The sequence below is a fragment of the Streptomyces sp. NBC_01197 genome, from assembly GCF_036010505.1.
In the GTDB taxonomy this organism is placed as follows: domain Bacteria; phylum Actinomycetota; class Actinomycetes; order Streptomycetales; family Streptomycetaceae; genus Streptomyces.
The window spans coordinates 1,721,249-1,736,101 of the sequence record NZ_CP108569.1 but is presented as its reverse complement, the minus strand read 5'-3'; the positions used below and the strand labels follow the sequence as shown (position 1 = coordinate 1,736,101).

At 68.7% G+C, this 14,853-nt stretch carries 9 protein-coding genes; 7 read left to right on the top strand and 2 right to left on the bottom strand.

Features of this window, described 5'->3' with window-relative positions; genetic code table 11:
• Positions 1-35: 35 nt before the first annotated feature.
• A complete protein-coding gene (locus tag OG452_RS07735; RefSeq protein ID WP_327294880.1) occupies positions 36-1,256 on the bottom strand; it encodes a trypsin-like serine peptidase in 1,221 nt (406 codons plus the stop codon).
• Between the two features lie 297 nt (positions 1,257-1,553).
• On the opposite strand from OG452_RS07735, the gene OG452_RS07730 reads away from it, so the two are divergent.
• From OG452_RS07730 to OG452_RS07710, 5 genes are all read left to right on the top strand, one after another.
• The gene (locus tag OG452_RS07730) at positions 1,554-2,969 is read left to right on the top strand and encodes a diaminobutyrate--2-oxoglutarate transaminase family protein (protein ID WP_327294879.1); all 1,416 of its coding nucleotides are present in this window, start codon (positions 1,554-1,556) and stop codon (positions 2,967-2,969) included.
• Positions 2,970-3,024: 55 nt separating this feature from the next.
• Entirely contained in the window at positions 3,025-4,974 is a 1,950-nt protein-coding gene (locus tag OG452_RS07725) for an IucA/IucC family protein (protein WP_327299546.1), read from the top strand.
• 38 nt (positions 4,975-5,012) lie between these two features.
• Positions 5,013-5,753 carry a GNAT family N-acetyltransferase gene (locus OG452_RS07720; RefSeq protein ID WP_327294878.1) on the top strand — a complete coding sequence of 247 codons (741 nt, stop codon included), beginning with the start codon at positions 5,013-5,015 and terminating at the stop codon, positions 5,751-5,753.
• A gap of 243 nt (positions 5,754-5,996) precedes the next feature.
• The gene (locus OG452_RS07715) at positions 5,997-7,802 is read left to right on the top strand and encodes an IucA/IucC family protein (protein WP_327294877.1); all 1,806 of its coding nucleotides are present in this window, start codon (positions 5,997-5,999) and stop codon (positions 7,800-7,802) included.
• 39 nt (positions 7,803-7,841) lie between these two features.
• Positions 7,842-9,812: an ATP-dependent DNA helicase gene (locus OG452_RS07710; RefSeq protein WP_327294876.1), complete on the top strand. Its 1,971-nt coding sequence runs from the start codon at positions 7,842-7,844 to the stop codon at positions 9,810-9,812.
• A gap of 170 nt (positions 9,813-9,982) precedes the next feature.
• Here OG452_RS07710 and lexA read toward each other — a convergent pair whose 3' ends face one another.
• Positions 9,983-10,777 carry a transcriptional repressor LexA gene (gene lexA, locus OG452_RS07705; protein ID WP_327294875.1) on the bottom strand — a complete coding sequence of 265 codons (795 nt, stop codon included), beginning with the start codon at positions 10,775-10,777 and terminating at the stop codon, positions 9,983-9,985.
• 552 nt (positions 10,778-11,329) lie between these two features.
• Here lexA and nrdR point away from each other — a divergent pair.
• Together nrdR and OG452_RS07695 are read left to right on the top strand one after the other, a co-directional pair.
• Complete coding sequence (gene nrdR / locus OG452_RS07700; RefSeq protein ID WP_327294874.1) at positions 11,330-11,842, top strand: transcriptional regulator NrdR; 513 nt, start codon at positions 11,330-11,332, stop codon at positions 11,840-11,842.
• Positions 11,843-11,967: 125 nt separating this feature from the next.
• Complete coding sequence (locus tag OG452_RS07695; protein ID WP_327294872.1) at positions 11,968-14,853, top strand: vitamin B12-dependent ribonucleotide reductase; 2,886 nt, start codon at positions 11,968-11,970, stop codon at positions 14,851-14,853.

The following is a 14,853-nucleotide window of genomic DNA, read 5'->3' as shown; positions in this document are numbered from 1 at the left end:
CCGCGGGACAGCTCTTTGAGGGGCAGGAACTGCGCCTACTGGCCCGCGTACTTCTTGCTGACCGAGTCGTATACGCCCTTGGCCACCTTGCCGAGGCGCGGACCGGCCAGCCAGCCTGCGGTCACCGGGCCGATGGAGGTGTTCGACACGAGCGCGGGCTTGCCGTCGGCGCCCTTGGCTATCCAGCCGCCGCCGGAGGATCCGCCGGTCATGGTGCAGCCGACGCGGTACATCGTCGGGTCGGCCGCGGAGAGCGAGAGACGGCCCGGACGGTCGGAGCACTGGAACAGCTTCTGGCCGTCGAACGGGGGCGCCGCGGGGTAGCCCGTCGCCGTCAGGCTCGGGATCTCCGGCACCGCGGGCGCGTTGAAGTTCACCGGAAGCGCGCCTCCGACCGTCTCCTCCAGGGACTTGGTGCTGCCCTTCTCAGGAGTGACGTGCAGGACCGCGAAGTCGTACGGGGCGCCCTGCCCGCCGGTGGGGCCGCCGTCGTTGATCCACTGCTCGGAAGTCTGGGCCCAGTCCGCCCAGAAGACGCCGTACGGAGCGACCTCGTCCTTCTTGGCGTTCTGCAACTGGGCGACGGACATCCCGCTGTTGTTGTACGAGGGGACAAAGGCGATGTTCCGGTACCAGCCGCCCTTCTTTCCGGCATGCACACAGTGGCCCGCGGTCCATACCAGGTTGGACTTCCCGGGGTGTGCGGGGTCCTCGACGACCGTCGCCGAGCAGACCATCGACCCTTCAGGACTGTCGAAGAAGACCTTGCCCGCCTCTGGAATGCTCTGGTGGTACGGGGCGTTGACGCCCTGCGCGGTCACCGGCGCCGGAGTCGGGTCGGTCACCCCCTTGTCACCGGAGATGTCGTTGTCGACCGGCTTCTCCGGGGGCTTGGTCGCGTGCCGCATCCTGGACGGGTCCCAGAGCCCGGAGATGACCGGGTTGACGAAGTCCTGCGCCTCACGCAGCCACTTGTCCTTGCTCCAGTTCTTCCACGCGCCGTGCTTCCACTTGTCCAGGTCGATGCCGTGCTTCTTCAGCGCGCCCCTGACGTTGTCCGGTATGACGACCTTGCCGTCGGAGGACGACGAGGTGGTGGCGGCCGGCTTGTCACTGGCGTTGTCGTCGCCGGGACCGCAGGCGGTCGCGGTGAGGGCGAGTGCCGCCGTGAGGCCAACAGCGGCCATGACGGGGAGCGTTCGCCGGGACGCGCGCCTCCCGTGGCGTTCGGTGGAAGTCGGGCGTAGCGGTCGCATGTGGTGATTCCCCCTGGGACTCCGGAACAACGGATTTCGGCACTGTGGTGCGGAACTGCGGAAACGTGGAACTGACCGGAACCAAAGTGCGGGCCCCACTATGCCGGTGCCGATGTGGACGGCATAACGCAGGGCCGTGGTTCCGACCCCGCAAGGATCTTCCGACTTACCCGTGCTCCCGGGGGGACTTCGTCGTTGGTACGGATGGGGGCCCTTGGGCTGCGTTCAGCGCCGGTGGCGACGGTCGTGGGACGAGGGGCGCGGCGGCCGATCCGTACAGCGGGAGGACCAACAGCAGTGGCCGTGACCGAAACCGCACCGTCGGCGGCGACGACAGCGCACGAGGGGATCCTGCGCCGCCAGTCGATGCGTGAATCCGCAGCCCGTACCTACGCGCGGTCGCTGCCGATCGTGCCGGTACGCGCACGCGGGCTGACCATCGAGGGTGCGGACGGACGGCGGTATCTCGACTGCCTGTCGGGGGCGGGGACTCTGGCGCTCGGACACAACCACCCGGTGGTCCTCGAGGCGATCAGGAAGGCGATCGATTCGGGAGCCCCCCTGCAGGTCCTGGATCTCGCCACATCGGTCAAGGACGCGTTCGTCACCGAGCTGTTCGAGACCCTGCCGCCCGGATTCGCGGACCAGGCACGGGTGCAGTTCTGCGGTCCTGCTGGTACGGACGCGGTCGAAGCAGCCCTCAAACTCGTCCGCACCGCCACCGGCCGCAGCGGAATCCTCGCGTTCACCGGCGCCTGCCACGGCATGACGGCCGGGGCGCTGGCACTGTCCGGCGGCGCTCCCGACGTACGGGTGACGCGGCTGCCGTATCCGCAGGACTACCGCTGCCCGTTCGGGGTCGGCGGCGCCCGGGGCCGGGAGCTGTCCGGCAACTGGACCGAGTCCCTTCTCGACGACCCCAGGAGCGGGGTGGCTCTCCCGGCCGCGATGATCCTCGAACCGGTGCAGGGCGAGGGCGGGGTGATCCCCGGACCGGACAGCTGGATGCGCCGTATGCGGAAGATCACCGCCGACCGGTCCATTCCGCTCATCGCGGACGAGGTGCAGTCCGGCGTCGGCCGCACCGGTGCCTTCTGGGCGGTCGAGCACAGCCGGATCGTTCCCGACGTGATGGTGATGTCCAAGGCCATTGGGGGTTCCCTCCCGCTCGCTGTCATCGTCTACCGGTCGGATCTGGACTGCTGGGAGCCCGGAGCTCACATGGGTACCTTCCGCGGCAATCAGCTCGCCATGGCCGCGGGCGCTGCCACCCTCGCGCATGTCCGTGAGAACCGGCTCGCCGAGAGGGCGGCCGACCTGGGCGCACGCGTGATCGGCAGGCTGCGGGGCCTGGCCGCCGACCACCCGGCCATCGGCGACGTACGAGGCCGGGGCCTGATGATCGGCCTGGAACTCGTCGACCCGGAAGCCGCCGACGCCACCCAAGCCGCAGTTGCTCCGGATAGCCGGGAGACGGGTGCCGTCGGTCCCTCGCCGGCGGATCCCCGGCTCGCGGCCGCCGTACAGCGGGAGTGTCTGGCCAGGGGGCTCATCGTCGGACTCGGCGGCCGCCACGCGAGCGTCGTGCGTCTGCTGCCTCCCCTCACCCTCACCGACGAACAGGCGGAGGCGGTTCTGGACCGGCTGGTCGACGCCCTGTCCGCTGCCGAACGTGCCGTCCACAGCCGTCATGAGACCCGGCGCCCGCACTGAAGCCACCTCCCCACCAATCCCGCCGGCCGCGCAAGGAAGCACCCCCGTGAACCCCATGCCTGACCCCGATGTCCCCGAGACCGGTGACTCCGCCGCCCCCAGCAGCCGTACCGCAGGTCCGCTCCCGGCCCACTCGCTCCCGGCCCAGCAGCTGCGGGCCGATTCCCTCACCGTCGGCCCGGTATCGAGCGGTTCGCTCTCGGCCGGCCCCGAGATGGTGCCGCGCCAGATGACGGCGGACCGTACCCCCGGGGGGCGTCCGGTACCCGGCCTCTTCGAAGACCCCATCGACGCACCGGAACCTCACACGGCCGCCGAGGCTGCGGCCGTCGAGAACTTGCTGCGCTGCTGGGTCCGGGAGACCGACCTGTCCGCGCCCAACGGGCCCACACTGCGCATCCCTCTGAACGCCAGCGGTATCGCGCTGCTCGTCCCCGTCCTGTACTGGTCGGCCACCGGCCTGCACAGGTTCGGCAAACCGGTGCTCGAAGGCGGATCGATCGGCGCGCCCCGCGCCGACGCCGTCACCGTCGCCGCCCTCCTCGGCAGGGAGGCGGGTCAGAGCGACAGCACCGAGCTGGTCGGCAGGGTCGCCGATTCGGTACACCGGACCGCCGCCTTCATCACGGAGCGCCGTCGCAGGCCGGAGCCGACCGGTGGGGCGGATCCCTTCCTGACCGCAGAACAGTCCCTCCTGCTCGGTCACCCGCTGCACCCCACACCGAAGAGCCGCGAGAGTCTCTCGGCCGCCGAACTCCGGCTGTACTCGCCGGAGTTGCGTGGCGAGTTCGCTCTGCACTGGATGGCCGTCGACCGCTCCGTACTCGCGCAGGACTCGGCGTGGACGGAGAAGGGACGCACGCTGCCCGCCGACCAGCTCACCGCCCGCTTCGCGGGTGCCGTCAAGCACCCCGACAACACAGCCCTTCTGCCGGTCCATCCCTGGCAGGCCCGGGACCTGGCCCACCGCCCCGCGGTGGCCGCCCTTCTCGAGGCGGGGCTGCTGCACGACCTCGGTCCGCACGGCGACCCCTGGTATCCCACCTCCTCCGTACGCACCGTCCACCGGCCGGGCGGCGCAGCGATGCTCAAGCTGTCCCTCGGGCTCCGCATCACCAACTCCCGCCGGGAGAACCTCCGCAAGGAACTCCACCGCGGCGTGGAGGTCCACCGGGTCCTGCGGAGCGGCCTCGGCGGTGCATGGCAAGCAGCCCACCCCGGCTTCGACATCGTCCGTGATCCGGCCTGGCTGGCCGTGAACACGCCTGCCGGTGAACCGCTTCCGGGCTTCGACGTCGTCCTCCGCCACAATCCGTTCAGTGCCGCCGACGACGCCGTCTGCGTCGCCGGGCTCACCGCGATCCGCCCACGCCCCGGCGGCGGTGCCATGCGTTCGCGTCTCGCCGACATCGTGACCGCACTCGCGGCCAGGACCGGGCGGCCCACCGGAGCTGTCGCCACCGAGTGGTTCCTGCGCTATCTCGACCATGTCGTACGCCCGGTGCTGTGGTTGGACGGCACCGCGGGCATCGCCCTCGAAGCGCATCAGCAGAACACCATCGTCATCCTCGGCCCGGGCGGCTGGCCAATCGGCGGCCGATACCGAGACAACCAGGGCTACTACTTCCGGGAGTCCCACCGTGCCGCACTGGAGAAGCGACTCCCCGGGGTCGGAGCCGTCAGCGACACCTTCGTCGCAGACGACGTCACCGATGAACGCTTCGCCTACTACCTCGCCATCAACAATGTCTTCGGACTGATCGGCGCCTTCGGCGCCCAGCGACTTGCCGACGAACGGCTGCTGCTCGCCGCCTTCCGGCAGTTCCTCACCCGAGCCACCGCCCTCGGCTCCCCTTTGCCTGCTCAACTCCTCGACACCCCCGTCCTGCGTACCAAGGCCAACCTCCTGACCCGACTCCACGGCCTCGACGAGCTCGTCGGCCCGGTCGACACCCAGTCCGTCTACGTCCGTCTTACCAACCCCCTTCACTCCACTGAGGCATGACCCGACCGATAGCTGAGCAGAGTATGAGGAGAGTGGCTGTGCCCTCCACGGATGCGAGCGCCCATGGCGGGACAGGACCTGTCCCACGGACCGACGAGGAGTCCGAGGACACCCTGGACCTGCGGTTGTCCGAGGACCTGCTGTCACTGCTGCACACCGGAGACCTGGCACACGCTCGGTGGCCCGCCTCTCCCGGCTCCGCCGGTGGCGACCTGCTGGACAGCCCCAGCACCTGGCAGCCGGTCGCCACCCCGGCCGGTGTCTTCCAACTCGTACCCGTGGACATCGAACGCGACCTCTCCCTCGTCAGCCACTGGATGAACGACCCAGCCGTCGCCGCCTTCTGGGAGCTCTCGGGCCCCGAATCCGTCACACGCGCTCATCTGCGCCCCCAACTGGGCGGCGACGGCCGGAGTATCCCCTGCCTCGGAGTGCTCCAGGGCACCCCCATGAGCTACTGGGAGATGTACCGCGCCGACCTCGATCCACTGGCCCGGCACTATCCGGCACACCCCCACGACACCGGTCTGCACCTTCTGATCGGCGGTGTCGCCGACCGGGGGCACGGCACCGGTACCACCCTGCTGCGTGCCGTCTCCGACCTCGTACTGGACAACCGACCCCAGTGCACCCGCGTCGTCGCCGAGCCGGACCTGCGCAACACCCCCTCCGTGTCGGCCTTCCTCCGTGCGGGATTCCGCTACTCGGCCGAAGTGGACCTTCCCGACAAACGCGCGGCACTGATGGTCCGCGACCGTGCCTACCGCGACCTGATGTGAACACCTCCCATCCCCGCACAGTGGTGACCACCTCTGTGAGGCCGCCTGTACACCCCCGACTCCTGAACCTCCCACCTCTGCGCCCCCGTTCATGTGCGTCCCCTACCGGCGCATCCCCTGCCGGTGCCTCCGTTGTCGGTGCCTCCCCTGCCCTTACGCCCCGTGCTGTACATCCCCGCCCTGACGAACTGTTGCTTTTGATACACCGCCCGTCCCGAATCGGTTCCACCCCGAGGAGTCCCCGTGCTGAATCCGTCTGCTGGCTTCGACTCCGAAGCAGAACCGACGCTGCTCGCCCCCGCCGAGCTGAACCCCGAGGACTGGGACCGTGCGGCTCGCCGTCTTCTCGCCAAGATGCTCGGCGCCTTCGCCTACGAAGAGATCATCGAGCCGGTGGCACGGACCGGCGGCCGCCACACGCTCACGCTGGATGACGACCTGCCGCTGACCTTCCGGGCCCGGCGCGGTGCGTACGGGCACTGGCACATCGACCAGGACACCATCGCGCTCCAGGGCGAACCCTTCAGCGACCCGCTCCGCTTCCTCCTCCTGGCCCGCAGGCTGCTCGCCCTGGACGGCGCGACTCTGGGGCACCTGGTCCGCGAGCTCACCACCACCCTCGCTGCCGATGCCCGTATGGATCACACCGCGCTCCTCGCCGCCGAACTCGCCGAACTCGACTACGCGCGGCTGGAAGGCCATCAGACCGGCCACCCCTGGCTCGTACTCAACAAGGGCCGGATCGGATTCTCGGCGGCCGACGCCGCCCGCTGGACACCCGAGTCCCGCCGGCCCGCCCGGCTGCCATGGATCGCGGTCAGCACGGACCTCGCCCAGTACCGGGGTGTCACCGGCCTATCGACGCCCGACCGGCTCTACCGGCGCGAACTCGACACCGCCGTCCGGGAGTCCTTCGCCGCCGAGTTAAGGGCCCGTGGGCTGGACCCGGAGGGGTTTCTCTACCTCCCCGTGCACCCCTGGCAGTGGGACGAAGTGATCCTGCCGCTCTACGCACCGGCCATCGCCCACCACCAGATCGTCCCGCTCCACGCTGATGGCGATCCGCGCCTGCCGCAGCAGTCCATCCGGACCTTCCTCAACGTCGAACACCCCGAGCGGCACACGGTGAAGCTGCCGCTGTCGATCCTCAACACCCTGGTCTGGCGCGGCCTCCCCACCGAGCGGACACTCGCCGCTCCGGCCGTGACAGCGTGGGTCCAGGGGCTGCGCGACAGCGATGCGTTCCTGCGCGACGAGTGCGGCGTCATCCTGCTGGGCGAAGTCGCTTCCGTCGCGGTCGAGCATCCTCTGTACGACCACCTGCCGGAAGTTCCCTACCAGTACCGGGAACTCCTCGGCGCCATCTGGCGCGAACCGCTCGGTGTGCAGCTGGCCGCCGGCGAAGGCGCCCGTACGCTCGCCTCCCTGCTCCACACCGACATTCAGGGCCGCTCCTTCACCGCGGAGCTCGTCGCCCGGTCGGGACTCGCGCCCGCCGCCTGGCTCGAGCGGCTCTTCGCCGCGCTGCTCCCCCCGCTGCTGCGCTTCCTCTACCGCTACGGAACGGTCTTCTCCCCGCACGGCGAGAACGCCATTGTCGTATTCGACGACCACGATGTCCCGGTGCGGCTCGCGATCAAGGACTTCGTCGACGACGTCAACATCAGCGCGGAGCCCCTGCCGGAGCACGACTCGATGCCCGCCGACGTGCGGGACGTGCTGCTGACCGAGGAGCCGGCCTTCCTGACGCAGTTCATCCACTCCGGCCTCTTCGTCGGGGTGTTCCGGTACCTCGCCCCACTCTGTGAAGATCAACTAGGAGTTCCGGAGGCGGATTTCTGGCGGCTGGTACGCGCCGAGATCCTGCACCACCAAGCCCGGTTCCCCGAGCTCAAGGAGCGCTACGAGGCGTTCGACCTGCTCACCCCGCGGATCGAGCGGCTCTGCCTGAACCGCAACCGGCTCCACCTCGACGGCTACCGCGACCGCCCGAACCGCCCGCACGCCGCCGTGCACGGGACGGTCGCCAACCCTCTGCACGAGGTGTGACCCCGATTGTCAGTGCTGCCCCGTAGGGTGGTCCCCGCTATGACGAAGCCCTCCCTCCCCGAGCTCCTGCACGCCGCCGTCACCGCTGTGGGCGGTACGGAGCGGCCCGGCCAGGTCACCATGGCCGAGGCTGTTGCCGAAGCCGTCGACGACAACGCCCACCTGCTGGTCCAGGCCGGCACCGGTACCGGAAAGTCGCTGGGGTATCTCGTCCCCGCGCTGGCTCACGGGGAGCGCGTCGTGGTGGCCACCGCGACGCTCGCACTCCAGCGGCAGCTAGTGGAGCGAGACCTCCCGCGTACGGTCGAGGCCCTGCAGCCCCTGCTGCGGCGGCGCCCTCAGTTCGCCATGCTGAAGGGGCGGTCCAACTACCTCTGTCTGCACCGGCTCCATGAAGGCGTACCGCAGGAAGAGGAGGACGGGCTGTTCGACCAGTTCGAGACCGCCGTCCCCAGCAGCAAGCTCGGCCAGGACCTGCTGCGTATGCGGGACTGGGCGGACGAGACGGAGACGGGTGACCGTGACGATCTCACTCCGGGCGTCTCCGACCGCGCATGGGGCCAGATCTCCGTCTCCTCCCGGGAGTGTCTGGGGGCAAGCAAATGCGCCTACGGGGCCGAGTGCTTTGCCGAGGCCGCCCGTGAGCGGGCCAAACTCGCTGACGTCGTCGTGACCAACCACGCCCTGCTCGCCATCGACGCGATCGAGGGCGCACCGGTCCTCCCGCAGCACGAGGTGCTGATCGTGGACGAGGCTCATGAGCTGGTCTCCCGGGTCACCGGTGTGGCCACGGGCGAGCTCACTCCGGGCCAGGTCAACAGGGCGGTGCGGCGTGCGGCGAAGCTCGTCAACGAGAAAGCGGCAGACGCCCTCCAGACCGCTTCCGAGACCTTCGAACGGGTCATGGAGCTGGCGCTCCCGGGCCGGCTCGAAGAGATCCCCGAGGACCTCGGATATGCGCTGATGTCCCTGCGCGACGCGGCCCGGACCGTCATCTCTGCCATCGGTGCCACCCGGGACAAATCCGTGCAGGACGAGGACGTCGTACGGAAACAGGCTCTGGCGTCCGTCGAGTCCATCCACGATGTCGCCGAGCGGATCACCCTCGGATCCGAGTACGACGTCGTCTGGTATGAGCGCCATGACCGTTTCGGCGCTTCCCTGCGTGTCGCGCCGCTCTCGGTCTCAGGGCTCCTCCGGGAGAAGCTCTTCGCCGACCGTTCAGTCGTTCTCACCTCCGCGACGCTCAAATTCGGCGGTGACTTCAACGGGGTCGGCGCCTCACTCGGCCTCTCACCGGAGGGGACCGAGGGAGAGGACGTCCCGCAATGGAAGGGCCTCGATGTCGGCTCGCCCTTCGACTACGCCAAGCAAGGCATCCTGTACGTCGCCAAACACCTCTCGGCCCCGGGCCGGGAGGGATCGCGTACCGACATGCTGGACGAGCTCGCCGATCTGGTGGAGGCGTCGGGCGGGCGCACCCTCGGTCTGTTCTCCTCCATGCGGGCCGCCCAGGCAGCCGCCGAGGAGCTGCGCAGCAGGCAGGACAGGCGTGTGCTGCTCCAGGGCGAGGAGACGCTCGGTGAGTTGATCAAGAATTTCGCGGCCGATCCCGAGACCTGCCTCTTCGGGACGCTGTCCCTCTGGCAAGGGGTCGATGTCCCGGGACCCAGCTGTCAGCTGGTGGTGATGGACCGGATCCCCTTCCCCCGCCCGGACGACCCGCTGATGAGCGCTCGGCAGAAAGCGGTCGAGGAGGGCGGCGGCAATGGGTTCATGGCCGTTGCCGCGACGCATGCCGCTCTGCTGATGGCGCAGGGCGCCGGCCGACTGGTCAGGGCCATGGGGGACCGCGGTGTTGTCGCGGTGCTGGACCCGAGGCTGGCCACCGCGCGCTACGGAAGCTATCTGAGGGCTTCGCTGCCCGATTTCTGGTTCACCACGGACCGGAACCAGATCCGCCGGTCACTGGCAGCGATCGACGCTGTGGCCAAGGAGACCGGTCAGTAAGCCTGGGCTGCCCTCCTGTGCCGCCGCAGCGAGAAGCGGTGGCACAGAGCGCGACGCGGAAGAAACATGGAGAAACGCGCCGAGATCAGGGCGCGGAAAACGCAAGGAAAAGCAGGACCCCGGAACCGGCGCAGTGAGTTCCGGAGCCCTGTTCAGGGCCGACGCGGTACTCACACGCGTCGGAGTACAGCCACTACCTTGCCGAGGATCGTGGCTTCGTCACCGGGGATCGGCTGGTAGGCGGCGTTGTGCGGCAGCAACCACACATGCCCGTCCTCGCGCTTGAAGCGCTTGACCGTGGCCTCGCCCTCCAGCATGGCTGCCACGATGTCGCCGTTCTCCGCGACGGGCTGGCGCCGCACCGTGACCCAGTCGCCGTCACAGATCGCGGCCTCGATCATCGAGTCACCGACGACCTTGAGGACGAAGAGCTCGCCGTCGCCGACGAGCTGCCGGGGGAGCGGGAAGACGTCCTCGACCGACTCCTCGGCCAGGATGGGCCCACCGGCGGCGATCCGGCCGACCAGCGGGACGTACGACGCGGCGGGCTTGCCCGTGGTGTCTGTGGTCTGGGTGCTTGGCTGGTCGGAGCCCCTGACCTCGTACGCCCGGGGGCGGTGCGGGTCGCGGCGCAGGAACCCCTTGCGCTCCAGAGCCATCAGCTGGTGGGCGACCGACGAGGTGCTGGACAGCCCCACCGCCTGACCGATCTCGCGCATGGAGGGCGGGTATCCGCGGCGCTGCACGGAGTCCCTGATCACCTCGATCACCCGCCGCTGCCGGTCCGTGAGCCCGGAGCTGTCCGCCCGGATACCGGGAGGCCGTCCGGGCAGCGAGCGTGCTGGGCGCGGGGGCAGCTGGCCCTCGGAGCCCGTTGCTGCGTCATCCATGGCATGCACCGGCTCGAGTCGGTTCTGCGAACGGTCCTGGGCGGTGATGGTGGCGGTGTCTGCGGTCGTGGTCACGTCGTCGGCCCCTCTCGAGATGTTCTCTCCCTGGTTGGACAACGGTAGTGGCTTTCGAAAGGTTGCGCCAAACACACGTTCGAGTGAAAAAATAAAATATCCTTCACATGAGCGCAGTGTCGGGTGTATGAGCACGATCGAGGCCGAATGGCAATTCGGTCGATTACGGTACCCTCCGCCGACTGCGCCCCGTGCCGCGGGGCGTCGGCTGCGGACTGTCGCGGCGAGCCCGCGGTCTGTCGGTGCCCATCATTCGGCTGTCGCCGACTGTCGCGTGCCGGTGATTGCGGGGTGGCCCCCGGTCCGGCCGCCGACACGCTTCCCGTACCCTCTTCCGAGCCGGGCGGGCTCGGCGGCCGAGTGCGACACGCTCTGCCGCAAAACCAGTGCTGAACCCCAGATCTAGTGGTTGGATTCAAACCGCCGCCCAGAAGTTGTGGTCCCTGGTCCCTCGCGGCCCGGGCCATCGCCTATGCTTGGTGCTGCTTCGAGAGGGTCTTTACGGGCCCGGGCGAGGCTATTCGGTCGTACTGCGAAGGAGGCTCGGAAACCATGCACTGCCCCTTCTGCAGGCACCCTGACAGCCGCGTTGTCGACAGCCGTACGACGGACGACGGCACCTCGATCCGCAGGCGCCGCCAGTGCCCCGACTGCTCTCGCCGTTTCACGACGGTGGAGACGGCCTCGCTGATGGTGATCAAGCGCAGCGGGGTGACCGAACCGTTCAGCCGTACGAAGGTCATCTCGGGCGTGCGGAAGGCGTGCCAGGGGCGGCCGGTCACCGAGGACGCTCTCGCCAAACTCGGCCAGCAGGTCGAGGAGGCGCTGCGCGCCACCGGGGGCGCCGAGCTGACCACTCACGACGTCGGGCTGGCGATACTCGGCCCGTTGCAGGAACTCGACCTTGTCGCGTATCTGCGCTTCGCGTCCGTCTACCGGGCTTTCAACTCGCTCGATGACTTCGAGGCCGCCGTCGCGGAACTCCGCGACGCGCAGCCCCTCGCAGTGGAATGCGAGTGCGGAGGGGCCCCCGCGGCCCCCGTGCCCGCCACTGCCACCGACTGACCCTCCGGGGCCGGCGGACACAGACCTGCCTGCGGTGCTTCCTGTGCCGCAGGTGTCAGACAGACATAGTGCCATGGGAAGAACTGGGCACTTTTGGGCGTTTTAGCCCGCATATGGGAGGCGGCATGACAGAGACGGCGAGCGGCCCGGCACGAGGTTCCCGCGCGAAGGGAACCAAGGCGGCTGCTAATCGGCAGGGGCTGCGCAGCGAGCGCATCCACACCACTCCCGGCGTGCATCCGTACGACGAGGTCGTCTGGGAACGCCGTGATGTCGTCATGACCAACTGGCGCGACGGCTCGGTCAACTTCGAGCAGCGTGGCGTCGAGTTCCCCGACTTCTGGTCGGTGAACGCGGTCAACATCGTCACCAGCAAGTACTTCCGCGGCGCTGTCGGCGCGGACAACCGTGAGAACAGCCTGAAGCAGCTCATCGACCGTGTGGTGAAGACGTACCGCAAGGCCGGCGAGGAGAACGGTTACTTCGCCTCCCGTGAGGACGCCGAGCTCTTCGACCATGAGCTCACGTACGCCCTGCTGCACCAGGTCTTCAGCTTCAACTCGCCGGTCTGGTTCAACGTCGGTACGGCCCAGCCGCAGCAGGTCAGCGCCTGTTTCATCCTCTCGGTCGACGACTCCATGGAGTCCATCCTCGACTGGTACAAGGAAGAGGGGATGATCTTCAAGGGCGGCTCGGGCGCCGGCCTCAACCTCTCCCGTATCCGCTCCTCCAAGGAGCTGCTCTCCTCCGGCGGCAACGCGTCCGGCCCGGTCTCCTTCATGCGCGGGGCCGACGCCTCCGCGGGAACGATCAAGTCCGGTGGCGCCACCCGCCGTGCGGCCAAGATGGTCGTCCTCGATGTCGACCACCCGGACGTCGAGGCCTTCATCGAGACCAAGGTGAAGGAGGAGGAGAAGATCCGCGCCCTGCGCGACGCGGGCTTCGACATGGACCTGGGCGGCGACGACATCACGTCCGTCCAGTACCAGAACGCCAACAACTCGGTCCGTGTGAACGACGAGTTCATGCACGCGGTGGAGACCGGCTCCCAATTCGGTCTGCGCTCGCGCATGACCGGCGAAGTCATCGAGAAGGTCGACGCCAAGGCGCTCTTCCGCAAGATGGCCGAGGCCGCGCATGTCTGTGCCGACCCCGGGATCCAGTACGACGACATCATCAACCGGTGGCACACCTCGCCCGAGACGGGACGGATCACCGCGTCCAACCCGTGCAGCGAGTACATGCACCTGGACAACTCGTCGTGCAACCTCGCCTCGCTCAACCTCATGAAGTTCCTGCGCGACGACGACCAGGGCAACCAGTCGTTCGACGCCGAGCGCTTCGCCAAGGTCGTCGAGCTGGTCATCACCGCGATGGACATCTCGATCTGCTTCGCCGACTTCCCCACGGAGAAGATCGGCGAGACGACCCGCGCCTTCCGTCAGCTGGGCATCGGGTACGCCAACCTCGGCGCGCTGCTCATGGCGACCGGCCACGCGTACGACAGCGACGGCGGCCGCGCACTGGCCGGCTCCATCACCTCGCTGATGACCGGCACCTCCTACAAGCGCTCCGCCGAGCTCGCCGCGGTCGTCGGCCCGTACGACGGCTACGCCCGCAACGCGGACGCCCACAAGCGGGTCATGAAGCAGCACGCGGACGCCAACGCGTCGGCCACGCGCACCGACGACCTGGACAGCCCGGTCTGGGCCGCGGCCACGGAGGCCTGGCAGGACGTCCTGCGCCTCGGTGAGAAGAACGGTTTCCGCAATGCGCAGGCGTCGGTGCTCGCGCCGACCGGCACCATCGGCCTGATGATGGACTGCGACACCACGGGCGTCGAGCCGGACCTGGCCCTGGTCAAGTTCAAGAAGCTCGTCGGCGGCGGCTCGATGCAGATCGTGAACAACACGGTCCCCAAGGCCCTCAAGCGTCTCGGGTACCAGCCGGAGCAGGTCGAGGCGATCGTCGCCCACATCGCGGACCACGGCAATGTCGTCGACGCCCCCGGCCTCAAGCTGGAGCACTACTCGGTCTTCGACTGCGCCATGGGTGAGCGTTCCATCGCGCCCATGGGTCACGTACGGATGATGGCGGCCGCCCAGCCGTTCCTCTCCGGCGCCATCTCGAAGACGGTCAACATGCCGGCGTCCAGCACGGTCGAGGACGTAGAGGAGATCTACCTCCAGGGTTGGAAGCTCGGTACCAAGGCCCTCGCCGTCTACGTCGAGAACTCCAAGGTCGGGCAGCCGCTCTCGGCCAAGTCCAAGTCCGCAGGGGACGCCGAGGAGAAGACGGAGCCGAAGACCGAGAAGGTCATCGAGTACCGCCCGGTCCGCAAGCGCCTGCCGAAGGGCCGCCCGGGCATCACCACCTCCTTCACGGTGGGCGGTGCCGAGGGGTACATGACCGCCAACTCCTACCCGGACGACGGTCTCGGTGAGGTCTTCCTGAAGATGTCCAAGCAGGGGTCGACCCTCGCGGGCATGATGGACGCCTTCTCGATTGCGGTCTCGGTCGGTATGCAGTACGGCGTTCCGCTGGAGACGTACGTCTCGAAGTTCACCAACATGCGCTTCGAGCCGGCCGGTATGACGGACGACCCCGACGTACGGATGGCGCAGTCGATCGTCGACTACATCTTCCGCCGTCTGGCGCTCGACTTCCTGCCCTTCGAGACGCGTTCGGCGCTGGGTATCCACTCGGCATCGGAGCGTCAGCGTCACCTGGACACCGGGTCGTACGAGCCGGGCGACGACGATGTGGATGTGGAGGGCCTGTCCCAGTCAGCACCGCGCCATGTGGAGGCTCCGAAGGCGGCTCCGCCGCAGCCGGAGGCCGCTGCCGAGGTGCCCGCTCCGAAGCAGGCGCACAACTCGACCGAGCTGATGGAGATCACGCTCGGCCTGAACGCCGATGCGCCGCTCTGCTTCTCCTGCGGTACGAAGATGCGGCGTGCGGGCAGCTGCTACCTCTGCGAGGGGTGCGGCTCGACCAGCGGCTGCAGCTGA

What these genes read in the sequence shown, in the direction of transcription:
- OG452_RS07735 (WP_327294880.1), bottom strand. Translation starts at nt 1,256, where the DNA reads ATGCGACCGCTACGCCCGACTTCCACCGAACGCCACGGGAGGCGCGCG.
- OG452_RS07725 (WP_327299546.1), top strand. Translation starts at nt 3,025, where the DNA reads ATGCCTGACCCCGATGTCCCCGAGACCGGTGACTCCGCCGCCCCCAGC.
- OG452_RS07710 (WP_327294876.1), top strand. Translation starts at nt 7,842, where the DNA reads ATGACGAAGCCCTCCCTCCCCGAGCTCCTGCACGCCGCCGTCACCGCT.
- nrdR (WP_327294874.1), top strand. Translation starts at nt 11,330, where the DNA reads ATGCACTGCCCCTTCTGCAGGCACCCTGACAGCCGCGTTGTCGACAGC.
- OG452_RS07695 (WP_327294872.1), top strand. Translation starts at nt 11,968, where the DNA reads ATGACAGAGACGGCGAGCGGCCCGGCACGAGGTTCCCGCGCGAAGGGA.